The sequence below is a fragment of the Thioclava sp. NG1 genome, assembly GCF_003122275.1.
GTDB lineage: Bacteria > Pseudomonadota > Alphaproteobacteria > Rhodobacterales > Rhodobacteraceae > Thioclava > Thioclava nitratireducens.
The window spans coordinates 606,254-630,046 of record NZ_QFBB01000001.1; the positions used below are offsets into that span (position 1 = coordinate 606,254).

At 64.6% G+C, this 23,793-nt stretch carries 24 protein-coding genes; 18 read left to right on the forward strand and 6 right to left on the reverse strand.

Annotation, left to right across the window (positions count from 1 at the left end):
• The first annotated feature begins 11 nt into the window (after positions 1-11).
• Together DEM26_RS02970 and DEM26_RS02975 are read left to right on the forward strand one after the other, a co-directional pair.
• Positions 12-704, forward strand: coding sequence for a CDP-alcohol phosphatidyltransferase family protein (locus DEM26_RS02970; protein WP_088719445.1), 693 nt, complete (start codon positions 12-14; stop codon positions 702-704).
• A 50-nt stretch (positions 705-754) separates the two neighbouring features.
• Positions 755-1,237: a hypothetical protein gene (locus tag DEM26_RS02975; protein WP_109171650.1), complete on the forward strand. Its 483-nt coding sequence runs from the start codon at positions 755-757 to the stop codon at positions 1,235-1,237.
• 4 nt (positions 1,238-1,241) lie between these two features.
• On the opposite strand, the gene DEM26_RS02980 is transcribed toward DEM26_RS02975, so the two are convergent.
• Positions 1,242-2,078 (reverse strand): DMT family transporter, encoded by an 837-nt coding sequence (locus tag DEM26_RS02980; protein ID WP_075773798.1) that lies wholly within the window; start codon positions 2,076-2,078, stop codon positions 1,242-1,244.
• A 332-nt stretch (positions 2,079-2,410) separates the two neighbouring features.
• Between DEM26_RS02980 and truA the strand changes: the two genes are divergently transcribed.
• The gene (truA, locus tag DEM26_RS02985; RefSeq protein WP_109171651.1) at positions 2,411-3,178 is read left to right on the forward strand and encodes a tRNA pseudouridine(38-40) synthase TruA; all 768 of its coding nucleotides are present in this window, start codon (positions 2,411-2,413) and stop codon (positions 3,176-3,178) included.
• Here truA and DEM26_RS02990 read toward each other — a convergent pair.
• Positions 3,140-5,257, reverse strand: coding sequence for a polysaccharide biosynthesis protein (locus tag DEM26_RS02990; protein WP_109171652.1), 2,118 nt, complete (start codon positions 5,255-5,257; stop codon positions 3,140-3,142). The two genes, truA and DEM26_RS02990, sit on opposite strands and share 39 nt — an antisense overlap.
• Complete coding sequence (locus DEM26_RS02995; RefSeq protein ID WP_109171653.1) at positions 5,254-5,871, reverse strand: sugar transferase; 618 nt, start codon at positions 5,869-5,871, stop codon at positions 5,254-5,256. Before DEM26_RS02995 ends, DEM26_RS02990 begins: the two co-directional genes overlap by 4 nt.
• Before the next feature lie 198 nt (positions 5,872-6,069).
• On the opposite strand from DEM26_RS02995, the gene DEM26_RS03000 reads away from it, so the two are divergent.
• From DEM26_RS03000 to DEM26_RS03060, 13 genes are all read left to right on the forward strand, one after another.
• Positions 6,070-6,936, forward strand: a complete 867-nt coding sequence (locus DEM26_RS03000; RefSeq protein ID WP_075773794.1) for a branched-chain amino acid aminotransferase — start codon at positions 6,070-6,072, stop codon at positions 6,934-6,936.
• A gap of 74 nt (positions 6,937-7,010) precedes the next feature.
• Entirely contained in the window at positions 7,011-7,466 is a 456-nt protein-coding gene (locus tag DEM26_RS03005; RefSeq protein WP_075773793.1) for a universal stress protein, read from the forward strand.
• 3 nt (positions 7,467-7,469) lie between these two features.
• Entirely contained in the window at positions 7,470-7,928 is a 459-nt protein-coding gene (locus tag DEM26_RS03010) for a DUF2267 domain-containing protein (protein WP_088722214.1), read from the forward strand.
• A gap of 70 nt (positions 7,929-7,998) precedes the next feature.
• Positions 7,999-8,559, forward strand: coding sequence for a NifU family protein (locus tag DEM26_RS03015; protein ID WP_075773791.1), 561 nt, complete (start codon positions 7,999-8,001; stop codon positions 8,557-8,559).
• Positions 8,552-9,202, forward strand: a complete 651-nt coding sequence (gene tsaB / locus DEM26_RS03020) for a tRNA (adenosine(37)-N6)-threonylcarbamoyltransferase complex dimerization subunit type 1 TsaB (protein WP_075773790.1) — start codon at positions 8,552-8,554, stop codon at positions 9,200-9,202. The genes DEM26_RS03015 and tsaB overlap by 8 nt, the downstream gene beginning before the upstream one ends.
• Positions 9,202-9,627: a ribosomal protein S18-alanine N-acetyltransferase gene (rimI, locus tag DEM26_RS03025; protein ID WP_088719439.1), complete on the forward strand. Its 426-nt coding sequence runs from the start codon at positions 9,202-9,204 to the stop codon at positions 9,625-9,627. Before tsaB ends, rimI begins: the two co-directional genes overlap by 1 nt.
• A gap of 153 nt (positions 9,628-9,780) precedes the next feature.
• Entirely contained in the window at positions 9,781-10,770 is a 990-nt protein-coding gene (locus tag DEM26_RS03030) for a BMP family lipoprotein (protein ID WP_075773788.1), read from the forward strand.
• Positions 10,770-12,452, forward strand: a complete 1,683-nt coding sequence (locus DEM26_RS03035) for an ABC transporter ATP-binding protein (protein WP_077701331.1) — start codon at positions 10,770-10,772, stop codon at positions 12,450-12,452. The genes DEM26_RS03030 and DEM26_RS03035 overlap by 1 nt, the downstream gene beginning before the upstream one ends.
• Complete coding sequence (locus DEM26_RS03040; RefSeq protein ID WP_075773787.1) at positions 12,452-13,549, forward strand: ABC transporter permease; 1,098 nt, start codon at positions 12,452-12,454, stop codon at positions 13,547-13,549. The genes DEM26_RS03035 and DEM26_RS03040 overlap by 1 nt, the downstream gene beginning before the upstream one ends.
• Before the next feature lies 1 nt (position 13,550).
• Positions 13,551-14,516 (forward strand): ABC transporter permease, encoded by a 966-nt coding sequence (locus DEM26_RS03045; RefSeq protein ID WP_075773786.1) that lies wholly within the window; start codon positions 13,551-13,553, stop codon positions 14,514-14,516.
• On the forward strand, positions 14,500-15,300 hold the full coding sequence (locus tag DEM26_RS03050) for a purine-nucleoside phosphorylase (protein WP_109171654.1): 801 nt from the start codon (positions 14,500-14,502) through the stop codon (positions 15,298-15,300). The genes DEM26_RS03045 and DEM26_RS03050 overlap by 17 nt, the downstream gene beginning before the upstream one ends.
• 78 nt (positions 15,301-15,378) lie before the next feature.
• Positions 15,379-16,296, forward strand: coding sequence for a sulfite exporter TauE/SafE family protein (locus tag DEM26_RS03055; protein ID WP_075773784.1), 918 nt, complete (start codon positions 15,379-15,381; stop codon positions 16,294-16,296).
• Complete coding sequence (locus tag DEM26_RS03060) at positions 16,296-17,120, forward strand: TIGR02186 family protein (protein ID WP_166504624.1); 825 nt, start codon at positions 16,296-16,298, stop codon at positions 17,118-17,120. Before DEM26_RS03055 ends, DEM26_RS03060 begins: the two co-directional genes overlap by 1 nt.
• On the opposite strand, the gene DEM26_RS03065 is transcribed toward DEM26_RS03060, so the two are convergent.
• The 3 genes from DEM26_RS03065 to DEM26_RS03075 form a co-directional block, all read right to left on the reverse strand.
• Entirely contained in the window at positions 17,117-17,833 is a 717-nt protein-coding gene (locus tag DEM26_RS03065) for an SDR family oxidoreductase (RefSeq protein ID WP_075773783.1), read from the reverse strand. The genes DEM26_RS03060 and DEM26_RS03065 overlap by 4 nt on opposite strands.
• A 50-nt stretch (positions 17,834-17,883) precedes the next feature.
• Positions 17,884-19,428 (reverse strand): ATP-dependent DNA helicase, encoded by a 1,545-nt coding sequence (locus DEM26_RS03070; RefSeq protein ID WP_088719434.1) that lies wholly within the window; start codon positions 19,426-19,428, stop codon positions 17,884-17,886.
• 145 nt (positions 19,429-19,573) lie between these two features.
• Positions 19,574-21,556 (reverse strand): protein meaA, encoded by a 1,983-nt coding sequence (locus DEM26_RS03075; protein ID WP_255415014.1) that lies wholly within the window; start codon positions 21,554-21,556, stop codon positions 19,574-19,576.
• A gap of 163 nt (positions 21,557-21,719) precedes the next feature.
• Here DEM26_RS03075 and DEM26_RS03080 point away from each other — a divergent pair, with 163 nt between their 5' ends.
• Together DEM26_RS03080 and ccrA are read left to right on the forward strand one after the other, a co-directional pair.
• Positions 21,720-22,025 (forward strand): hypothetical protein, encoded by a 306-nt coding sequence (locus DEM26_RS03080; protein WP_088719433.1) that lies wholly within the window; start codon positions 21,720-21,722, stop codon positions 22,023-22,025.
• A gap of 148 nt (positions 22,026-22,173) precedes the next feature.
• Complete coding sequence (gene ccrA, locus DEM26_RS03085; protein WP_075773779.1) at positions 22,174-23,466, forward strand: crotonyl-CoA carboxylase/reductase; 1,293 nt, start codon at positions 22,174-22,176, stop codon at positions 23,464-23,466.
• Positions 23,467-23,793: the final 327 nt, after the last annotated feature.

Sequence of the window (23,793 nt, forward strand, 5' to 3'; positions counted from 1 at the left end):
ATCACGGACAAATGGATATCCGCATCAAAGCCCTTTTCGTCCACCTTCTGACCGCCACCGGTGCGGTGTTGTCGATGCTCGCGCTTCTCGCGGCCGCGGAAGGCCAATGGTCGATGATGTTCCTTTGGCTCGTCACCGCGTTCTTCGTCGACGGGATCGATGGTCCGCTCGCGCGGCGCTACGATGTGAAGGCGAATTTTCCGCTCTATGACGGCGTCCTGATGGACCTGATCATCGACTACCTGACCTATGTCTTCATCCCTGCCTTCGCGCTGTTCCAGTCGAGCCTGCTGCCGGGATGGACCGGCTGGCTCGCGATCATCGCGATCACCTATGGCAGCGTGGTCTATTTCTCCGACACCCGGATGAAGACGAAGGACAACTCGTTTCAGGGTTTTCCGGGCGCGTGGAACATGCTGGTGCTGGTGCTGTTCGCGCTGAAGCCCGGCTATTGGACGATCCTCGTGGTGGTCGTGGCGCTTGCCATCGCGATGTTCCTGCCGCTGAAATTCATCCACCCCGTGCGCACGAAGCGCTGGCGCGTTGTCTCTCTGCCTGTGGCGCTTCTGTGGACCTTCTTCGCGGGCTGGGCCGCATGGGTCGATTTCGACCCGGCGAGCTGGGCGCATTGGGGGCTGGTCGTGACCTCGTTCTACCTGCTGCTCGTCGGCATCGTGCAACAAATCGTCCCTGAACGGCGTTGACCTGCGACGGCCGCTCCGGCGGTCCGCGGCAACAGTTTTCAGGAGGCCTCATGCGTCACACTTTCGCGCTCATTGCCGTCGTGTTCTCGGCGCAGTCGGCCATCGCCGCGCCGCGCTATCTCGACGACCGTTCCACCCCCGCTGCGCTGGTCCGCTCGCTCTATAACGCGATCTCGCTGCATCAATACGCCCGCGCCTGGGGCTATTACGCCGATCCGGAAGAGGATGGCGATTATGCGGATTTCGCGAGAGGCTACGCCGACACGGCGGAGGCCTCGGTCACGGTCGGCCCCATGACGTCGGAAGGCGCGGCCGGCTCTATCTACACGACTCTCGCGGTGACGGTGACCGCCCGGACGCGTGACGGAAAGACCGAGAGCTTCGGGGGCTGTTACGTGGTGCGCCAGATTCAACCCGCGATCCAGGAGCCGCCCTTCACGCCGCTGCAGATCACGGACGGGCACCTCGTGGCGCGATCTTCGGACGAGGCCATGCCCGCAAGCTGCGACGCCGACGGTCGGCCGCGGTTCTAAGCACTCAGACCCGCGTCAGCACCACGCCCGAGACGATCAGCAGCGCGGCAAGCGCCTTCGTAACCCGCATCTTCTCGCCGAATACGAGCCAACCGATCAGCACCGCGAACAGGATCGAGGTCTCGCGCAGGGTCGCGACCAGCGCGATCGGCGCGCGGGTCATCGCCCAGATCGAGATCGCGTAAGCCCCGTAAGACGCCGCAGCCCCGAGCGTCGCGATTCCCCATTCGCGCGGCACGGCGCGCAGCATCGCGGTGCCGCGCTGCGCCAGCATACCTGAGGCGAAGAGCACGCCACCCAACACCATGATCCACCCGACGTAGCCCACCGGCTCGCCCGATATGCGCGCGCCCATCCCGTCGACCAGCGTGTAGGTCGCGGTCGCGAGTGCCGAGCCCATCGCGTAGGGCAGCAGACGGCGACTCTCGCCATCGGTGAACACGCCGCGCGCCATCAAGGCGATGCCGAGGCCCAGCACCGCGATCCCGGCATATTCGAGCCCGCTCATCGCGTCGATCGCCAAGGCGGCGGAGACGACCGCCACCATCATCGGCGCGGTTCCACGCGCAATCGGATAGACCCGGCTCAAGTCGCCCTGCTCATAGGCATGGGCGAGGAAGAACTTGTAGCCGAAATGGATGACGCCCGCGGCGAGGATCCAGCCCAGCGCGGCACTGTCCGGCAGCGGTCGCGACAGGGCGACCGCCAGGCCGATCACCGCCTCGGCAATCGACAGCATCACCATCGCACGGATTTTCGAGCCACCAAGCCGGATCAGCGCGTTCCACAGGGCGTGCAGAAAGGCCGCGCCCAGCACCGCCGCCATGATCGTCAAACTCATTTCCGCGCCCTTCCCTGCCCGACCGACAATCGGTAGCTCCGGGCCACGACAAGGGCAAGCGGCCTCGCACCGTGCTGAGATGTCTGGCCTCGCCGCAACGGCTTCTCTCCGCGCGGGGCGCACGAAGAAACTGGGGAAGGGGCTACGGCGCTCTCGAGTCAACCGACATGCGAGGAATGCGACCGAATGATACAGTGAATCGGAAACTTCGTCCCAAGGCGGCAACCCCGCCGCGGGTCTGGAAAGCGGTGCCGTCCGCCGAACTCCCAGGTTGCAAGAAGGGGCGCGCGAAGGGATTGCGGAACGCAGCGCACTCGGGCTATGGGCGATCCATGCCCAGATACGCCTTGAAAATCGAATATGACGGGGGCCCCTTTGCCGGGTGGCAACGTCAGGCCGATCAGCCTTCGGTACAAGGCGCGATCGAGGACGCTTTGGCGAAGCTCGAACCCGGCCCCCACACGATCGCCGCGGCGGGACGCACCGATGCGGGCGTACATGCGACCGGGCAGGTGGCCCATGCCGATCTGAAGAAGGACTGGGACCCGTTCCGACTTTCGGAAGCGCTGAATTATCATCTCCGCCCCGCGCCGGTGGCGATACTCGCCTGTGCCCGGGTCGACGACGAGTTCCACGCCCGGTTCTCGGCGCAGGAGCGGCGCTACCTGTTCCGGCTCGTGCAACGTCGTGCGCCGACGACCCATGACCGCGGTCTGGTCTGGCGCGTGCAGAACCCGCTGGACGTGGAGGCGATGCGCGAAGGCGCGTCGCATCTGATCGGGCACCATGATTTCACGACGTTTCGTTCGACCATGTGCCAATCGAAATCGCCGGTCAAAACGCTCGACGAGATCCGGATCGAAGAACATGACATTCTGCATGGGCGCGAGGTGCGGTTTCATTTGCGCGCTCGCAGCTTCCTGCACAATCAGGTCCGTTCGATCGTCGGCACGCTGGAGCGGGTCGGTGCTGGCTCCTGGCCGGCCGAGCGCGTCGCCGAAGCGCTCGCCGCCCGCGACCGCGCCGCATGCGGTCCGGTCTGTCCGCCGCAGGGCCTCTATCTAAGCGCCGTCGGCTATCCAAGCGATCCCTTCGGCTGACACGGTCTGGCCCCCGGCCGGGGCGCGCGGCATCGGCAGCTGAGTTGGAAGCGAGGTCTTGCGCTTTTCCGTCGGGGCGAAGCTCCGACTTTCCTTCATCGCGCGCGTGACCTGGCTTGCCATTGCTCCGCTTCGCCTGCGAGGCGTGATCTCGAAATTCTGCGCTTTTTGAATATCAGCGTCAGGCCCTCCGGGCACCTGAACGACAGGCGAAGCAGGGTCGTCGCCCTCCAACCGTTGCAGACGCGAGATGATCTCATCCAGCCGCGCCGCGCAACGCTGCCCCAAGGCAGCGTCGAGATAGCGCAGAAACATGGCGGTCTCGCGTCTCGAGAGATGGGGGACGGGGACATCTCGAATCTTCGGATGTGCGGTCGCTTGGCTACGCGCGCCGGTCACCGGAGCTTCATGCAATTTCTCGCCCGGGCGCAGGCCGATAGGCAAAAGCTCGATATCGCCTTCTGGACAGTCCGGTCCGCGAAGGCGCAACCCGCGCGCTTCGACCATCTGCCGGGCGAGATCGCCGATCCGGATCGGCGCGCCCATGTCGAGTGCATAGACCCGTCCTGCGCCGTCCCAACGCCCTGCGATCAGCACAAGCCGCGCGGCCTCGGCGATCGTCATGAAGTAGCGCGTGGCGTCGGGATCGGTGAGCGTGATCGGCCCGCCCTGCGCGATCTGTCGCTCGAATATCGGCACGACCGACCCGGATGAGCCGAGCACATTCCCGAAGCGCACGATGGAGAAGACGGTCGCGCCCGCACGGCGCGCAAGATCCTGCACGACCAATTCGGCCATTCGTTTAGACGCCCCCATGACCGAGCGGGGCGCGATCGCCTTGTCGCTCGAAATCAGCACGAAACGCGCAACTTTCGCGGCGCGGGCGGCGCGCGCGAGACAGACCGTGGCGGCGACGTTATTCGCGCATCCCGAGAAGGGATTCTGCTCGACCAGAACGACATGTTTGTAGGCGGCGGCGTGGAATACGACGTCGATCGTTTCGCGCGCGAATATCTCATGCACCAGCGCCGCATCCGCTGCAGAACCGAGCCGCGTGACAAGTTCGGTGCCCGCGCGCTCCGCCAGCGGGCTCAGGTCGGAGAGAATTGTGAAGAGCGCCGTTTCCGATAGCTCGAGAAGGACCAGTTTCGCCGGACGACAGGCGAGTATCTGGTGGCAAAGCTCCGCCCCGATGGAACCGCCCGCCCCCGAGATGAGCATGGTTTTGCCGCGGTAGAACTCCGCGTCGGGCGGATCGTCTTCCGTGATCTCTGAGCGACCAAGCCACCGTTCGGAGCGCACCGGCTGCAGCCGCGCGGCGAGATCGGCGCCACCGACCAGAAGCGCGAAATCCGGCAATGCCTCGCAGCGCAGTCCGAGGGCCGAGAGGTCTCGCGCCAGCGCGGCCTTGCGCGGCGTGGGCAGGAGCGGGTCGGCGAGAACGACGCGATCGACGTTGAACTTGCGGATCAGTGCCTCGCGCGTCACGTGGCCGAGAACCGGAACCCCGTCCAAGGTCGCACCGCGCAGAACCGGGCTGTCATCGAGAAACGCGCAGGTCAGGAAACCGGATCGATCGCGCAACGCCCGCGCCAGCGCGAGCCCCTCCGGGGTCGCGCCGTAGATTGCGATGCGCGAGACGACGTACGAGCGGCGATACAGCACTGCGGTCAGCCCCAGAAGAGCCCAGCGTTGAGCCACGAGGCCAGACAGGAACGCGCCTCCGAAGAAGAATGCGATCGCGCCACCTCGCCATCCAGGACTGATCCAGAGGGCAAATACCAGAAGGCAGGAGACACCCAATGCCTTCCCCGCCCCATCCCTTGCGAAGTCCTTCAGGGGCAAGCGGGCAAGACCGGTGCCGAGGCTCACTGATGCGGCGACGATACCCCCCACCGTCAGAAAGATCGGCGAAGGGAGCCCAAGGCTCCATACCGGCGACGTGGTTGCGAAATGCATTGCTGCGGCAAGGCATCCTATCGCCAGAAGCGCATCGAGCGCCGCGATGACAGCCGCCTTTCGCGGGCGCGACAATGCGATCAGCCGCGTCGCGATCTTGTCGGTGAGCACCGAACTCATGCGCGCGCTCCGCGCAGGGTTTGCCAGATCAGCGCGAGATCGAGCCAGCACGAGGCCCGACGTTGGTACAGCAGATCAAGCCGCGCTTTCTGTGGAACGCAGACGCGGTCATAGATCCGCCGCGCCTCCTCCGCGGAACGACAAGATGCCATCAGCCGCGCCTCTTTCGCGGCGAACTGTACGCTCGCAAGCCCGGTGATCCCCGGCGGACTTGTAAGCACCTGTGCGTAAAGCGCGGGGAATCGCTCCACCACCTCGCGCAGCGGCGGGCGCGGTCCGACGAAGCTCATGTCGCCGCGCAGCACGTTCCATATTTGCGGCAATTCATCCGCGTGGCAGCGGCGCAACAGCCGGCCAAGCGGCGTAATCCGTCCGGCTTTATGTCCGCCGGAGACGCCGTAATCGCCGGGATCCGCCGCCATCGTGCGAAACTTCCACATGCGGAAGCTACGCGTGGGACTGTGCATCCGCTCACCCCCGTGGAACCAAGGTCGCCCCTGCACCATCGCGACGACCAGCCAGACCATTGCGATCAGCGGCACCACCATGGGTAGCGCGAGCATCGCCAGCGTCAGATCGAAGAGACGTTTGCGCCTGCGCCGGACCTGGGTCATGCCAATTCTCCTGCTGTGGATCATCACCGAAGAAACGAAACCTTCGCGAGCCTATGCCTCTTCCAGTTGCGATGCGGTTAACGCCAAACCGTCATGAGATGTGACCGGACCTCACGGCACCTGACACCGATACAATCGGCTGTATGGACTTCGCCGGACGCCAGTGGTTGGATCGCGCCCGATACGAAGGAGGCACCGATGGCATTCGGCAAAAACATCCGCACATGGTTCGAAGGCGCATGGCACGAGGGCGATATCGCCGTGATGCGCGCCGCCGATCACGGGCTTTGGCAGGGCAGCTCGGTCTTTGACGGGGCGCGACTTTTCGACGGGGTCGTGCCCGATCTAGACCTGCATTGCGCACGCACCAACCGCTCCGCCGAGGCGCTGATGATCACGCCGACCATCGCACCCGAGGAGATGGTCGAAATCGCGCGCGAGGGGCTACGGAAATATGACAAGGGTGCTGCTGTCTACGTGCGCCCTATGTACTGGGCGATCGCGGGCTCGGATCTGGGCGTCGCACCGAAGCCCGGCGAAACCGGATTCGCGCTGTGCCTCGAAGAGGTGGCAATGCCCGACCCCGGCAAGTCGACGACGCTGACCACGACGCAGTTCCGCCGTCCCGTTCTTGCCGACAACGTCACCGACGCGAAGGCGGGCTGCCTCTATCCGAACAACGCCCGAATGCTGGTCGAGGCGCAGCGCAAGGGCTTCGGCAATGCGCTGGTGCAGGACGCCATGGGTAACGTCGCCGAAAGCGCGACCGCGAATGTCTGGATGGTAAAGGATGGCGAGTATTTCACGCCGATGCCGAACGGCACCTTCCTCGCAGGCCTCACGCGCAAGCGGATCATGGGCCTTCTGCGCGAGGGCGGCGAGACGGTGCATGAAGCGGTGCTGACGCTCGACGATTTCCGCAATGCCGACGAGGTCTTCCTGACCGGCAACTTCGCAAAGGTCACCCCGGTCGCGGGCTTCGACGATGTCAGCTACACGCCCGGCAAGGGCACACAGCGGGCGCGCGAAGCCTATATGGACTGGGCGCAAGGCTCGCCGCTTTGAGCCTCGACACCCCTGCGGTTGCCAAAGGCCCCTCGCCGGGCGATGATCCGCAGACACCCCGTCCCGGAGGAGCCATGCGCAAGTTTCTGGTTGTGCTCGACGATACCCGCGAATGCCTCAACGCGATGCGGTTCGCGGCGATGCGCGCGAACCATACCGGCGGCGGCGTGATCATCCTTTCGGTGATTCCACCCGACGAGTATCAGCATTGGATCGGCGTAGCCGAGATCATGCGCGACGAAGCCCGCGAGCGGATCGAGGCGCATTTCGAGGTTTTCGCGAAATGGATGCGCGACCGGCAGGGCGTAGAGCCGGAACTGGTGATCCGCGAAGGCGAGCCGGTGCCCGAGATCATCGCCGTGATGGACGAGCATCCCGAGATCGGCGTTCTGGTACTCGGCGCGGGCTCAGGCAAGGGCGGCGCGGGTCCGCTAGTGACGCAGATGGTCAAGCAGGCGGGGACGCTGCCCTGCCCGTTGACGATCGTGCCGGGCGAGATGTCGAAGGAAAAGCTCGAACAGATCACCTGACCGATGCCGATGCCCTGGACCTATCGCCATGCGCAGAAGGAGTTCGCCTCTTTCCTCGCAGATGCGCGCGATCGGATGGGCCTCGATTCCGACAACATGACCTACACGGCGATCGAGGGGGTTTTCGTGACCTTCCGCGCGCGGCTGCGCCCTGTCGAGGCCATCGCCTTCGCCGATTGCCTGCCTGCGGTGGTACGTGCGGTTTTCCTGTATCACTGGGATGTGATGGCAGCGCCGCGCCCGTTCGGCAGCCGGACCGAGATGACGCGCGAAGCGCAGGCGTTGCGCCCACATCACAACCTGACCCCCGATAACGCCATCGAGGCCACCGCCTTTGCGCTCTGGCGCCATGTCAATCATCGTGACTTCGGGGCCGCTCTCGCGCGGATCGGGCCGGAAGCGGAAGCATTTTGGCGCCCGGAGGTGGCCGATCCTGCCGAGATCGCGCCGCGCATCATCTAGCGCATAGCCGCGATTACTTGATTAATTCAGTCGGAAGGCGCATATCAGCGGCAAGCCAAGGAGGCACGCGATGTTTATTCAGACCGAGACGACCCCGAACCCCGCGACGCTGAAATTCCTGCCCGGCCAGACCGTGCTGGAGACCGGCACCGCTGATTTCCCCTCCGCCGAGACGGCGGCCAAATCGCCGCTGGCCAAGCGCGTTTTCGCAGTACCCGGCGTGACCGGAGTGTTCTTTGGTTCGGATTTCGTGACCGTGACGAAGGATGACACGACCAGCTGGGATCATGCGAAACCGGCGATCCTCGGCGCGATCATGGAGCATTTCCAGTCCGGCGCCCCGGTGATCGAAGGCGAAGCTGCGCCCTCGGGCCATGCCGAGCATGACGGCGAGGACGGTGCGATCGTCTCGCAGATCAAGGAGTTGCTCGACACCCGCGTGCGCCCGGCCGTGGCGCAGGACGGTGGCGACATCACCTTCCACGGCTTCGAGCGAGGCGTGGTCTACCTGCACATGCAGGGCGCCTGCGCAGGCTGCCCGTCGTCGACGCTGACGCTCAAGATGGGGATCGAGAACCTGCTCAGACATTACATCCCCGAGGTTTCAGAGGTGCGTCCGGTCAATGCCTGATCTGACGTTAGGCTTCGACACATCGGCCGCGCATTGCGCGGCCGCTTTGCTGTCGGGTGAAGACTGCCTCGCTTCCCGCCACGAAGAGATGGGACGTGGTCAGGCGGAACGGCTTGTGCCGCTTCTGGAAGAACTCCTCGCCGAGGCGGGCGTTTGCTGGCGCGACGTGACGCGAATCGGCGTCGGGATCGGACCGGGAAATTTCACCGGCGTCCGTATCGCCGTATCCGCCGCACGCGGGCTTTCACTGAGCCTGAGGGCCCCGGCTCTGGGCGTCTCGATCACCGAGGCCACACAATTCGGTAGTAAGGGCCCGGTGCTTGCGGCGGTCGCAGCCCCGCGCGAGCGTGTCTATCTCGAAGGATTCCGCATGGCCCGGCCCGTTTCGCTCGATCTGCACGATCTCGACGCGCTGCCCGAAGGGCTGACCGAGCCCGGGCTGACGTGCATCGGCTCCGCAGCCGAAGCGGTCGCCCAACGGATCGGCGCCGCTGTCGCGCCTGCGGCTTTTTCGCCGGCCGAAGCGATCGCACGCATCGCGGCGAAGCGCGAAGTGGTTGCCGGCGAACGGCCCGCGCCGCTCTACCTGCGTGCCGCAGATGCCGCCCCGCCCTCCGATCCGCCGCCAAGGATCCTCGACTGATGCGCGCCGAAGCTCTCGCCGAACTGCACGCCGCCTGTTTCACCACGCCACGCCCTTGGAACGAAGCCGAGTTCCGGGATCTGATGCGCGGTCCCGGCACCTTTCTGCTGAACGAGAACCGAGGCTTCCTGCTGGGACGCGTCATCGCGGGCGAAGCCGAGCTTCTGACCCTCGCCGTCGACCCGAAAGCGCGCCGCAACGGCACGGGACGCGCGTTGGTCGAGCGTTTCGCGCAAGAAGCCGCAGAGCTGGGGGCCGAGAGCGCTTTCCTAGAAGTCTCCGCCGAGAATGATGCTGCACGCGCGCTTTACGCAGCGACCGGCTGGAAGGAATCAGGCCGTCGCAAGGGCTATTACCGCGGTCCGGAGGGCGAACGCATCGACGCGCTGGTTCTTACGCTGCCACTCTCTAGAGCGGGAAGCTGACCGTTCAATCAAATTTGTCTCGCGACCTCGCGTCATCCGCAACTTGACGCTTGACCCCCTCGGCAAGCTCTGCCCAAATCGCTGTGTCCGCGCGCCGAACAGAGTGCGCCAACAGGCTTTTCCAACAGGGCCATAACGACTCGGGAGTAATCCATGACCTATTTCACCAAGTTCCTCGGCGCCGCGACCGCGCTCGCGCTGAGCGCCGGGGCCGCGCTGGCCGATCCCGCGATCATTTATGATCTGGGCGGCAAGTTCGACAAGAGCTTCAACGAAGCCGCCTTCAACGGCGCGAAGCGTTGGGCGGAAGAGACCGGCGGCTCCTACAAGGAACTGGAAATGCAGTCGGAAGCTCAGCGTGAGCAGGCCCTACGCAAACTCGCCGAGTCGGGTGCCAATCCGATCGTGATGACCGGCTTCGCCTTCGGCGACACGCTCAACACCGTCGCCCCCGACTATCCCGACACGAAATTCGCGATTGTCGACATGGTCGTCGACCAGCCCAATGTCGAGTCGATCGTCTTCAAGGAAGAGCAAGGCTCGTATCTCGTCGGCCTGATGGCTGGCATGGCCTCGAAAACCGGTACCGTCGGTTTCGTCGGCGGCATGGACATCCCGCTGATCCGCAAATTCGCCTGCGGCTACGTGCAGGGCGTGAAAGCGGCCAATCCGGACGCGAAAGTCATCCAGAACATGACCGGCACCACCCCGGCGGCTTGGAACGACCCGGTGAAGGGCGGCGAGATCGCCAAGGCCCAGATCAGCCAAGGCGCCGACGTGATCTACGCCGCTGCCGGCGGCACCGGCATCGGTGTTCTGCAAGCGGCTGCCGACGCCGACGTCCTGTCGATCGGCGTGGACAGCAACCAGAACTATCTGCACCCGGGCAAGGTTCTGACCTCGATGCTCAAGCGCGTCGACAACGCCGTCTATGACGCGTTCTCGGCCGGTCCCGATCTGAAGCCGGGCATTAAGGTGATGGGTCTCGCCGATAACGGCGTTGGCGTCGCGATGGACGACAACAACAAGTCGCTCGTCACCCCCGAGATGGAAAAAGCGGTGGAACAGGCGAAAGCCGACATCGCTTCGGGCAAGATCGAAGTGCATGACTACATGTCGGATGACAGCTGCCCGGTCGAGTGATGAACGGAACAGAGTCGAACAACGCGGGGCGGCAGGCAACTGCCGCCCTTGCCACTGAAAACGCCAGCGATGCGGCCGAGGCGGCCCATGCTGCCGCAACGCCCACGGGCGCGCCCGCGATCGAGCTGAAAGGCATCTCGAAAGCCTTCGGCACGGTGCAGGCCAACAAGGACATTTCGATCCGGGTCATGCCCGGCACGATCCACGGCATCATCGGCGAGAACGGCGCGGGGAAATCCACGCTGATGTCGATCCTATACGGCTTCTATAAGGCGGATGCGGGCGAGATCTGGATCAAGGGCAAGCACACTCATATCCCCGACAGCCAGGCTGCGATCAGCGCCGGCATCGGCATGGTCTTCCAGCATTTCAAGCTGGTGCAGAATTTCACCGTGCTCGAGAACATCATCCTTGGCGCCGAGGATGGCGCGCTTCTGCGCCCCTCGCTGTCGAAGGCCCGCAAGGAACTCAAGCGCCTCGCCGAGGAATACGAGCTCAACGTCGATCCCGACGAGAAGATCGAAGAGCTTTCCGTCGGCCACCAGCAGCGCGTGGAAATCCTCAAGGCGCTGTATCGTCAGGCGGATATCCTGATCCTCGACGAGCCGACCGGGGTGCTGACGCCCGCCGAGGCCGACCACCTGTTCCGCATTCTCGATTTCCTGCGCAAGGAAGGAAAGACGATCATTCTGATCACGCACAAGCTGCGCGAGATCATGGAGATCACCGACACTGTTTCTGTGATGCGCCGCGGCGAGATGACGGCGACCGTGAAGACCGCCGAGACCTCGCCAGAGCAGCTGGCTGAGCTGATGGTGGGCCGCAAGGTTCTGCTGAACGTCGACAAGACGGCAGCCCAGCCCGGCAAGACCGTACTGGAGATCGAGAACCTCCGCGTGAAGGACGAAGACGGGATCGAACGCCTCAAGGGCATCAATCTCGAAATCCGCGCGGGCGAGATTCTCGGCATTGCGGGTGTGGCGGGCAACGGCCAATCCGAACTGCTGGAAATCCTCGGCGGTTTCGCCAAGGGCACCGGCAACATCCGCATCAACGGCGAAGAGATCGACCTCACCGGCAAGCATAGCGACGGCCAGTCGCGGCGGCGTCGGGGCATCTCGCACGTTCCCGAAGATCGCCACAGTCTCGGGCTGATCCTCGATTTCGCCGCTTGGGAGAACATGATCTTCGGCTATCACTCGGATCCGGCCTATCAGAAGAACCGCTTCGTGATGGACAATACGGGGATCGTCGCCCACACCGCCGAGGCGATGGAGCGTTTCGACGTGCGCCCGCCGATCCCGACCCTGCCCGCAAAAAGCTTCTCGGGCGGCAACCAGCAGAAAATCGTGCTGGCGCGAGAGATCGAAAGAGATCCGGCCCTGCTACTGGTGGGGCAACCGACCCGCGGCGTCGATATCGGCGCGATCGAATTCATCCACAAACGCATCATCGAACTGCGCGACCAAGGCGCTGCGATCCTGCTGGTCTCGGTCGAGCTTGACGAGATCCGGGCGCTCTCGGACCGGGTCGCGGTCATGTTCGACGGGCAGATCATGGGCATCGGCCCCGTCGAGACCGCCACGCAGACCGGCATGGGCTGTTTGATGGCGGGCATGGGCGGAGAGGACGTGCGCGGCATGGACGGCTGGACGATCGCCGCGCCCGAGGAGAGCCAATAATGGAAAAGACACCGAAATGGGTCGACGTGGCCCTGATTCCGCTCCTCAACCTGCTGATCGCCTTCGTGATCTCGGGGATCGTGGTGCTGCTGATCGGTGAAGACCCGATCAAGGCGATCAAGGTCATGGTCTCGGGCGCGCTCGGCTCGCCCTATGGCTGGGGCTACACGCTATATTACGCCACGAACTTCATCTTCACCGGCCTCGCCGTCGCGGTCGCCTATCACGCCAGCCAGTTCAATATCGGCGGCGAGGGTCAGGCGACGCTGGGCGGGCTTGGCGTGGCGCTGGTGCTGCTGGCCTTCCCGTGGCCACATTGGAGCATCGCGCTGATCGCGGCGATGGCGGGCGGCGCGATCTTCGGCGCGGCCTGGGCGGCGATCCCAGCCTATCTGCAAGCGAAGCGCGGCAGCCATATCGTGATCACCACGATCATGTTCAACTTCATCGGCGCGGCGGTGCTGAACTACATGCTGGTCAACGTGCTGCGTCCGCGCGGCTCGATGGACCCGGCCACCGCGCGCTTCGGTCCCGCGACGCATCTGCCGACCTTCCATGACTTCCCGTTGGTCGGACAGTTCTTCTCGAAATCGGTCCCAGCGAACGTGTCGTTCTTCGTGGCGATCCTTGCCTGCTACCTCGTCTGGGTGCTGATCTGGCGCACGAAGCTGGGCTTCGAGATTCGCGCCTTCGGGCGGTCGGAAAGCGCGGCGCGCTATGCAGGCATTTCGCCGGTGAAGATCGTGATGGCCGCGATGCTGATCTCTGGCGCTCTCGCCGGGCTGATGGCGATCAACAACGTGATGGGCGAAGCGCATCGTCTCGTGCTGAATTCGGTCGAGGGCGCAGGCTTCATCGGGATCGCCGTCGCGCTGATGGGCCGCAACCACCCGTTCGGCGTGTTCCTTGCAGCACTTCTCTTCGGCTTTCTCTACCAAGGCGGCGGCGAGCTGGCGCTGGAAACCACGATCCCGCGCGAGCTGATCACCGTGATCCAGGCGCTGGTGATCCTGTTCACCGGGGCCTTCGACAACATGCTGCGCGCACCGATCGAGAGCTTCTTCGTCGCGCGCGCCAACGCCCGGAAGGAGGCCTGAGATGGATTTCGGAACGATCATCGAAATTCTCGATAGCGCCGTTCGTCTCGGCACGCCGCTGCTACTGGCCTGCCTCGCGGGCCTGTTCTCGGAACGCGCAGGCATCTTCGACATCGGCCTTGAAGGCAAGATGCTGATGGCCGCCTTCTTCTCCGGCGCGGTCGCGGCGGTGACGGGCAATGCGTGGCTCGGTCTTCTGGCGGGTGTCGCGGGCTCGATGAGCCTCGCCTTCGTGCACGGCCTCGCCTCGATCACCTTCCGCGGCAATCAGCTGATCTCCGGCGTCGCGGTAAACTTCCTTGCCTCGGGCTTTACCGTGCTGATCGCACAAAGCTGGTTCCAGCAGGGCGGTCGCACACCGCAGCTTTCGGGCAACGGGCGCTTCGATCCGATCACGCTGCCCGGTGCGGACGCGATAAAGGATGTTCCCTTCTTCGGGCCGATCTACTCGAACCTGATCTCGGGCCACTCGATCCTCGTCTATGTCGCCTTCGCGATGGTGCCGATCACCTGGTGGGTGCTGTTCCGCACCCGCTTCGGCCTGCGCCTGCGCGCGGTCGGCGAGAACCCGGAATCGGTCGACACCGCGGGCATCTCGGTCATCCGGATGCGCTACACCGCCGTCGCCATCACCGGCGTTCTGGCGGGGTTGGGCGGCGTCTATCTGGCAACCGGCCTCGCGGCTGGCTTCGTGAAGGAAATGACCGCCGGGCGCGGCTATATCGCTCTCGCGGCTCTGATTTTCGCGAAATGGCGGCCGGTTCCGGCGCTTGGCGCGACGATGCTCTTCGGCCTGCTTGAAGCGATCTCGAACCGCTATCCGAACATCGATCTGGGCGTCATCACGCTGCCGATCCAGTTCATGCAGGCGGTGCCCTACATCCTCACCGTGATCATCCTCGCCGGCTTCATCGGCAAGGCGATCCCGCCGCGTGCAGGGGGGCAGCCCTATGTCAAAGAGCGCTGAACTCGCGCAACTGATCCGCGAACGCGCGGGCGACGAGGCCCCCCGCCTCGGCCTGATCCTCGGCTCCGGCCTCGGCCATCTGGCCGAGGAGGTCGAGGGCGTGGCGATCCCCTATTCGGAGCTTCCGGGCTTTCCTCATGCGGGCGTCTCGGGCCACAATCCGAAGCTGGTGATCGGCACGCTCGAAGGCGTCCGCGTCGCGGTCTTCGGCGGCCGGGTTCACTATTATGAACACGGCAACCCCGCCGAGATGCGCCTCCCGCTGGAGATCCTCAAGGAGCTTGGCTGCGAGAGCCTGCTGCTGACCAATGCGGCCGGAAGCCTGCGTGAGGACATCCAGCCCGGCGGGCTGATGATGCTGAACGATCATATCAACTTCTCGGGCAACAACCCCCTGATCGGCGAGCCTTCGGATGCGCGTTTCGTGCCGCTGACCGAGGCGCACGACCCTGAAATCCGTGCCGGGCTCAAAGCCGCGGCCCGGGCCGAAGGGATCGAACTGCCCGAAGGCGTCTATTGCTGGTTTTCCGGCCCGACCTTCGAGACCCCCGCCGAAATCCGCGCCGCCAAGATCTTCGGCGCCGATGCGGTGGGCATGTCGACCGTGCCGGAAGTGATCCTTGCGCGTTTCCTCGGGCTGCGCGTCGCCGCCGTCTCCGTCATCACCAATATGGGGGCGGGCATGGCGCAGGAGAATATCAGCCACGAGCAGACCAAGGCGATCGCCCCCATGGGCGCAGCCAAGCTCGAGCAGGTTTTGCGACGATATCTGCAACAGTTGTAACCCTGCGGTACGGCGGGGTTTGACTTCGCCTGTCCTTCGGGGACACTAACGATGCAACCTCCTCAGCGGGTGCAGTCCATGCAGATCTACCTGCCCATCGCCGAAGTCTCGGTCAATATCTTCACCCTGCTGGGGCTCGGCGGCATCGTGGGGCTGCTCTCAGGCCTGTTCGGCGTGGGCGGCGGCTTCCTGATCACGCCGCTTCTGTTCTTCATCGGCATCCCGCCTTCCGTCGCGGTGGCGACCGGCGCCAACCAGGTCGTCGCCTCCTCGGTCTCAGGGGTTCTTGCGCAGCTCAAACGCAAGGCGGTCGACATCCCGATGGGGCTCGTGCTGCTGGTGGGCGGCCTTCTTGGCTCGGCAAGCGGTATCTACGTCTTCAACCTGCTCACCGCGCTCGGCCAGATCGACCTCGCGGTGCAGCTTTGCTACGTCGTCTTTCTCGGCCTGATCGGACTACTTATGCTGCAGGAGGGCATCCGCACTCTGCAAAAGCAGCGCAAGGGCGGTGGCGCGCGCAAGAAACGCGTGCAGCACACCTGGGTCCACAAGCTGCCCTTCAAGTTCAAGTTCCGGGCCTCGGGCCTGTATATCTCGGTGATCCCGCCGCTGCTGGTCGGCACCTTGGTCGGGATTCTCGCGGCGATCATGGGCGTCGGCGGCGGTTTCATCATGGTTCCGGCGATGATCTACCTGCTGAACATGCCGACCAAGGTCGTGATCGGCACCTCGCTGTTCCAGATTCTATTCGTCTCGGCCTTCACGACGCTGATGCACGCGATCACCAATCAGACGGTCGACGTGATGCTGGCGCTGCTGCTGATCGTCGGCGGCGTGATCGGCGCACAGATCGGCTCGCGTCTGGGCGCGCGGCTGAAGGCGGAACAGCTTCGTATTTTGCTGGCGCTTCTCGTGATCATCGTCGCAGGCAAGCTCGGCCTCGACCTCGTGCTGCATCCGGCCAATCTCTACTCCATCGCATCGGGGGGCGAATGATGATCCGTGCCGCTCTTCTCGTCCTCGGCCTTTGCGCAGCCGCCCTGCCCGCTTTGGCGCAGACCCGGCAAGTACTCCCCGCGCGCCCCGGGATGCCGATCACCAATCGCCCCGAGCCAGACGAGCAGATCGTCGCGGGGCTGAGCCGTGACAATATCGGCATCACAACGTCCTTCGACGGGTCACAAATCCTGATCTATGGCGCCATCAAGCGCGAGGCCCCGCAGCCCGACGGGCAGAAACTCGCGGTGATCGTGACGCTGGAAGGTCCGCTCGGCCCGGTCACGATCCGCCGGAAATCGCGCGAATTCGGCATCTGGGTGAACACGGCCTCCGTCGGCGTGGCCGCCGCGCCCAGTTATTACGCCGTCGCCACCTCCGGTCCGATGGAGGACATCCTCTCGCGGCGCACCGATATCCAGCAGCGCATCTCGATCCCGCTCGCGATGCGGGCCTTCTCCGGGCCGATCACGGTCGAGGATTCGATCCCCTTCACCGAGGCGATGGTCGATATCCGCAAGCAGCAAGGCCTCTACAAGATGGAGTCGGGCGGCGTGCATATCGTCGACGACACACTGTTCCGCGCCGACTTCGCGCTGCCGGCGAACCTCATCGAGGGCGATTACAAGACCCGCATCTTCCTACTGCGCGGCGGCAAGCTGGTGGACAAATACCAATCGGCGATCGAAGTGCGCAAAGTCGGGCTTGAGCGGTGGCTCTACTCGCTCGCCCATGAGAACGCGCCGCTCTACGGGCTTTTGTCACTGGCGCTTGCGGTCTTCGCTGGCTGGGCCGCCGCTGCGATCTTCCGCTTCGTGCGTTAACCACGCCCGACGAAGGGCATTCCGCTCGCCATCACCGTCATGTTGAGCACATTCGCATCCAGCGGCAGCGACGCCATGTACAGCACCGAGCGCGCGACATTCGCCACATCCATCGTAGGCTCCGCCGTCTTCGCCGCCGCCGCATCCATATTCGCCAGAAGCCCGGTGCGCGCGTTGCCCACGTCGATCTGCCCGCAGGCGATGTCGAAGTCGCGCCCGTCCAGCGCGATCTGCTTGGTCATGCCGTTGATCGCGTGTTTCGTGGTCGTATAGGCGAGCGATTTCGCGCGCGGCACCTGCCCCGAGATCGAGCCGTTATTGATGATCCGTCCGCCGCGCGGGGCCTGCCTGCGCATCTGCGCGAAAGCGGCCCGGGCGCAAAGAAACATCCCCGTCAGGTTCACCGCTATACAGGCATCCCAATCCTCGAGCGTAACCTCGTCGGGCAAGGCCGCAGGCGGGAACATCCCGGCATTGTTGAACAGCACGTCGATCCGGCCGAACCTGGCGACCACCTCGGCGAAGGCGCGCTCCACCGCTGCCGCATCGCTCACGTCGCAGGCCACCGCCAGCCCGTCGCCCTTCGCGGCGACCTCCGCCAGCTTGTCTTCCGAACGTGCCAGACAGGCGACCTGCCAGCCCTCGGCCAGCGCGGCCTCTGCCACCGCGCGCCCAATCCCGGCACTCGCCCCGGTCACCACCATCACGCCCATCTCGCCCCTCCTTCGCCTTGGCTCAAATATCCCCGCCGGAGGCTCCGGCCCTATCCGTTCTGCGGTTCGGCTTTCAGTTCCAGCTTACCGCCGCCTTTCGGCAGGTCGTCAATGGTCAGCGGCGCCGAGGGCCGTGCCAGCCGCGCCCGCACCACCCAAAGCAGGCGATGCTGCGCCCGGGTGATCGCGACATAGGCCAGCCGCTTCCACAGCGGGATACCCGCCTCGATGCGCCCTGCCCTGTAAGCCGCGTAGATATCCGGCGCGAAAACCTGCACATCCTCCCATTGCGAGCCTTGCGCCTTGTGGATGGTCACTGCCGCCCCATGCAGGAAGGTGGCGCCCATCCGGGCCGCGAACGGAATGAACGGCTCTTCCTCGTCCGGCATCTCGATCTTCACGATCGAGGCCGCCGAAAGCCGCGGATCTTCCGCCCCCATCACGTGTAGCCGCGAGAAACCGGGCTTCTTGCCGGGGCCGAGATAGATCACCTGCGCACCCTTGATCAGGCCGCGCGCCTCCAGATCGATCCGCTTCTTGCGATGCTTCACCGGCAGTTCGATCCCGTCGCAGATCAAGGGCTCGCCCGGCAGCATCATGTCGGCGGGCGCGGAATGGGCCGCACGGAAGGCATGGATCAACCGGATGCGCGTCGCGTTGCGCCAGACAAGCACCGGCGAGCGCGCCATCAGATCGCTCTCCACCCGCTCGGCCCAGACGACGCGGTCATCCTTCGCCGCCGCCTTCTCGATCTCGCGCTCGAACTGCTCGAAGGTCAGGCTGTCGTCGCCCAGCATATGCGCCAGATCGAGGATCGGGTTATCTTCGGCCTGCCGGTGGATGCGGTGCAGAATGTGTTTGCGCTCGTCGGGCAGCCGTTCGAACACCATCTCGCCCGACTGGTTCACCGGAGCGAGCTGCGCCGGGTCGCCAAACAGAACCAGCGTCGGGAAAATCTCGCGCAGATCGTCGAACTGCCGCTCGTCGAGCATCGAGGCTTCGTCGACAAAACCGATATCGAGCGGGTCTTCGCGCCGTTTCCAGCCATTGATGAAATCCGAGCCGCGCAACCCCGCCGAAGCCAGCGCCGCCGGGATCGATTTGTGCAGATCGTAGAAGGCCTTCGCCCGGTCGAGCGTCTCTTCGGTGAGCCCCATCTCGATCAGCAATTCAGGCTTCGGACGCTCGCCCTGACCTGTGAGCCATTCCGCGATCCGTTCGTATTCCGGGTCGTAGACGGGGGTGTAGAGAATGCGGTGGATCGTCGTCGCGGGCACCCCGCGCGAGCGCAACACGCTCGCCGCCTTGTTCGTCGGCGCGAGGATCGCCAGCGTGCGCTTCTCCTTGCGCCGCTTGCCCTCGAAATCGCCCGAGACCAGATCGACCCCTGCCGCCTCCAGCGCCTTGTAGAGTTCCGCCAGAAGCAGCGTCTTGCCCGACCCCGCCTTGCCGATCACCGACAGCACGCGTTTGCTGCCGCTTTCAGGCGTCATCGCGCCTTCGAGAATATCGACCCCCGCCGCCTCGAGCGCGGAAGCAACGGCATCCCAAGCCTCGGCCTGGTCCTCGGAAAACTGGATCATGGGGGTCGTCATGGCGCGACCTTACCCGCGCATATTGGCGGGCGGAAGGGAGAAAGGGCGCGGTTTTCGCGGGGTCCGCCACCGGGAGCCTCCGGCGGGGATATTTGGGTCGAGAAGAAGACGCCTGCCCCTTCCCGATCCCAATTGGCTTGCGCGTTCAGGCCGCCTTCTCGGCCGGGGTCGCGAGCGTCACGATATCCATCATGATCCGGTTCAGCTCGAAATCCTTGGGCGTGTAGACGCGGGCGACGCCGAAGCTGAGAAGCTTCTTCGCGTCCTCATCCGGGATGATCCCGCCCACGACGACCGGGACATGGTCGAGGCCCGCCGCGCGCATCCGCTCCATCAGTTCCTCGATCAGCGGCATATGCGAGCCGGACAGGATCGACAGCCCCACCACATGCGCCTCGTCCTCGATGGCCTTGGCGACGATCTGTTCCGGCGTCAGGCGGATGCCGTCATAGGTGATGTCCATGCCGCAATCGCGGGCACGGAAGGCGATCTGCTCGGCGCCGTTCGAGTGGCCGTCGAGGCCCGGCTTGCCGACGAGGAATTTCAGGCGGCGGCCCAGCTGCGAGCTGACCGCGTCCACGGCTTCGCGGATATCGTCGAGCCCTTCGGTCTGGTTCGAGGGCGAACGCGAGACGCCCGTCGGACCGCGATACTCGCCGTGAACCGCACGCATCACGCCCGCCCATTCGCCGGTAGTCGCGCCCGCTTTCGCGGCAGCGATCGAGGCTTCCATGACGTTCTTGCCGGCTTTCGCGTCCGCCTTGAGCTGGGCCAGCGCAGCCTGCACGGCGGCCTCGTCGCGCTCGGCCCGCCATGTGTTCAGCCGGTCGATCTGCTCCTGTTCCACCGCCGGGTCGACGACCATGATCCCGCCATCGCCTGCGGTCAGCGGAGAGGGCTCGCCCTGCTGCCAGCGGTTCACGCCGACGACGATGGTCTCCTCGGCCTCGATGCGGTTGATCCGGGCGGCGTTCGATTCCACCAGACGCGACTTCATGTAGTCGATCGCGGCGATCGCCCCGCCCATCCCGTCGAGCGTTTCGAGTTCGGCGCGGGCGCCATCTTTCAGTGCCTCGACCTTGGCGGTCACCGCCGGATTCCCGTCGAAGAGGTCGCCATATTCCAGCAGGTCGGTCTCATAGGCCATGATCTGCTGCATCCTGAGCGACCATTGCTGATCCCACGGGCGCGGTAGACCCAGCGCCTCGTTCCACGCAGGCAACTGCACCGCGCGGGCGCGCGCGTTCTTCGACAGCGTCACGGCCAGCATCTCGATCAGGATACGGTAGACGTTGTTCTCCGGCTGCTGCTCGGTCAGGCCCAGGGAGTTCACCTGCACACCATAGCGGAAACGGCGGAATTTCTCATCCTCGACGCCGTAGCGGTCACGGCAGATTTCGTCCCAAAGCTCCGTGAATGCGCGCATTTTGCACATCTCGGTGACAAAGCGGATGCCCGCATTCACGAAGAAGGAGATGCGGCCGACCATCGCCGGGAAGGCCTCTTCCGGTACTTTGGTTTTCAGATCGTCGAGCACTGCAATCGCCGTCGCCAGCGCGAAGGCCAGTTCCTGCTGCGGCGTCGCCCCGGCTTCCTGCAGGTGATAGGAGCACACATTCATCGGGTTCCATTTCGGCAGGTGCTCGCGGGTATAGGCCGCGACATCGGTGATCATCGCGAGGCTCGGCTTCGGCGGGCAGATATAGGTGCCGCGCGACAGGTATTCTTTCACCAGATCGTTCTGCACCGTGCCCTGCAGCTTCGAGACATCCGCGCCCTGCTCCTCGGCCACAGCGATATAGAGCGACAAGAGCCAAGGCGCGGTCGCGTTGATCGTCATCGAGGTGTTCATCTGCTCGAGAGGGATCTCATCGAACAGCGCGCGCATGTCGCCCAGATGGCAGACCGGCACACCGACCTTGCCCACCTCCCCGCGCGACAGGACATGGTCGCTGTCATAGCCGGTCTGGGTCGGCAGATCGAAAGCCACGGAGAGCCCCGTCTGTCCTTTGGCGAGGTTGTTGCGATAGAGCGCGTTCGAGGCGGCAGCCGTGGAATGGCCCGCATAGGTGCGAAACAGCCAGGGGCGGTCTTTGGCGGGCATCGTGTCGGTCATTGCGGCCTCCATCGGGGTGCGAATCTTGTCTGCGCAATATTGTTGCGCATTTGGATGGTTTAAATTCAATTTTGTGATCCTGTCAATTCGCTGCGTCGCGGCGAGGCGGCAGCCCCAAGGGAACGCATCGTAGCAGGGCGGGGTTTTGACGGGGAGACCACCTTAGGAGAGCCCTTTGAAACTGCTGATCGTTCCCGCCCTCGCCCTTGCTGCCACTCTGCCCGCCTGCACCCGAGAGCAGGTCACCGACAACTCCGTGGATGCTGCCAAGCTCGGCGGTCGGGTGGTGGTCAACACCGCCGTTGGAGCAACAAACCTTGGCTATGAAGGGGGCAAGGCAGCCTATGGCGCAGTGAGGAACGCGCGAAACCAGGAAGGCGAAGCTTTCCCCGACGGGGCGCTTCTCTGCAGCGTCGGCGATGGCAGTTTCGTCAAAGCGAAAAGAGCCAAGGACGGGAGTTACAGCTGCCCCGAACTTTGATCTATGATCCGCGCCGCGCGAAACGGCAGGGACATATTATTTCAAAACTATGCGTTACAACTATTGCAAAGTTACTCGGCCACGCGTAACTCTCCTACTCAACCCGCCCCGATTCTGCGGCGCGGCGAGATTTTGACAGGAGAGAGCCATGGCCCTTGATCAGGAAACCGGGATCGCGCCCTACGACGCGCCGGAGAAGGACCTTTACGAGATCGGCGAGATGCCGCCCCTCGGCTACGTCCCCCCGAAAATGTACGCGTGGGCGATCCGCCGCGAACGCCATGGCGAGCCCGAGCAGTCGTTCCAGCAGGAAGTCGTCGACACCTGGGAGATCGACAGCCACGAAGTGCTGGTGCTCGTGATGGCCGCTGGCGTGAACTATAACGGCGTCTGGGCAGGCCTCGGCGTGCCGATCTCGCCCTTCGACGGGCACAAGCAGCCCTATCACATCGCGGGCTCGGACGCTTCGGGCATCGTCTGGAAGGTGGGCGACAAGGTCAAACGCTGGAAGGTCGGCGACGAGGTCGTGATCCACTGCAACCAGGACGACGGCGACGACGAGGAATGCAACGGTGGCGATCCGATGTTCTCGCCCAGCCAGCGGATCTGGGGCTACGAGACGCATGACGGCTCGTTCTCGCAATTCACCCGCGTGCAGGCGCAACAGCTGATGCCGCGCCCGAAACACCTGACCTGGGAAGAGGCCGCCTGCTACACGCTGACGCTGGCCACCGCCTACCGGATGCTGTTCGGTCACCACCCGCATGAGCTCAAGCCCGGCCAGAACGTGCTGGTCTGGGGTGCCTCTGGCGGTCTCGGCTCCTACGCGATCCAGCTCGCGAACACCGCGGGCGCAAATGCGATCGGCGTGATCTCGGACGAGAGCAAGCGCCAGTTCGTGATGGATCAGGGCGCCAAGGGCGTGATCAACCGCAAGGAGTTCAATTGCTGGGGGCAGCTGCCCACGGTCAACACGCCGGAATATAACGAATGGCTGAAAGAGGCTCGCAAGTTCGGCAAGGCGATCTGGGACATCACCGGCAAGGGCGTGAACGTGGACATGGTCTTCGAACACCCTGGCGAGGCGACCTTCCCGGTCTCGACGCTGGTGGTGAAGAAGGGCGGCATGGTCGTGATCTGCGCCGGCACCTCCGGCTTCAACTGCACCTTCGACGTGCGTTACATGTGGATGCACCAGAAGCGTCTGCAGGGCTCGCACTTCGCTAACCTCAAGCAGGCGGCCTCGGCCAACAAGCTGATGGTAGAGCGGCGTCTGGACCCCTGCATGTCCGAAGTCTTCCCGTGGGATCAGATCCCGCAGGCCCACACCAAGATGCTGCGCAACGAGCATAAGCCGGGCAATATGGCGGTGCTGGTTCAGGCTCCGAGAACCGGTTTGCGCACCTTCGAGGATGCGCTGGAAGCGGGCCGCCGCGACTGACGACCCATTTATGTTTCACGAGAAACCCGCGCTCGCGAGGGGCGCGGGTGTTCTGGTGTGGGGTCTTCCGGGTGCGTCAGAGCCTTGGGTGGGCGCTTCGTCCGGCCGGTGCCCGGGCGCTTTATCTTGCAAGCCCGTCGGTCACTCGTGTCCGCTTTGTCCTCGCCAATGCGCCCTCCCGGGGAAGGAGCGGGCGAGGCCCGGGGTGGTCGCCCCAAGCCAAGGACGCAACCCCAAACGAAAACGCCCGGCCTTTCCGACCGGGCGCCTCGGTCGTGCTCATCGCTCAGGCCGCCTCTGTCGCGCCGTCGGGGGTTTTGGCGCCGG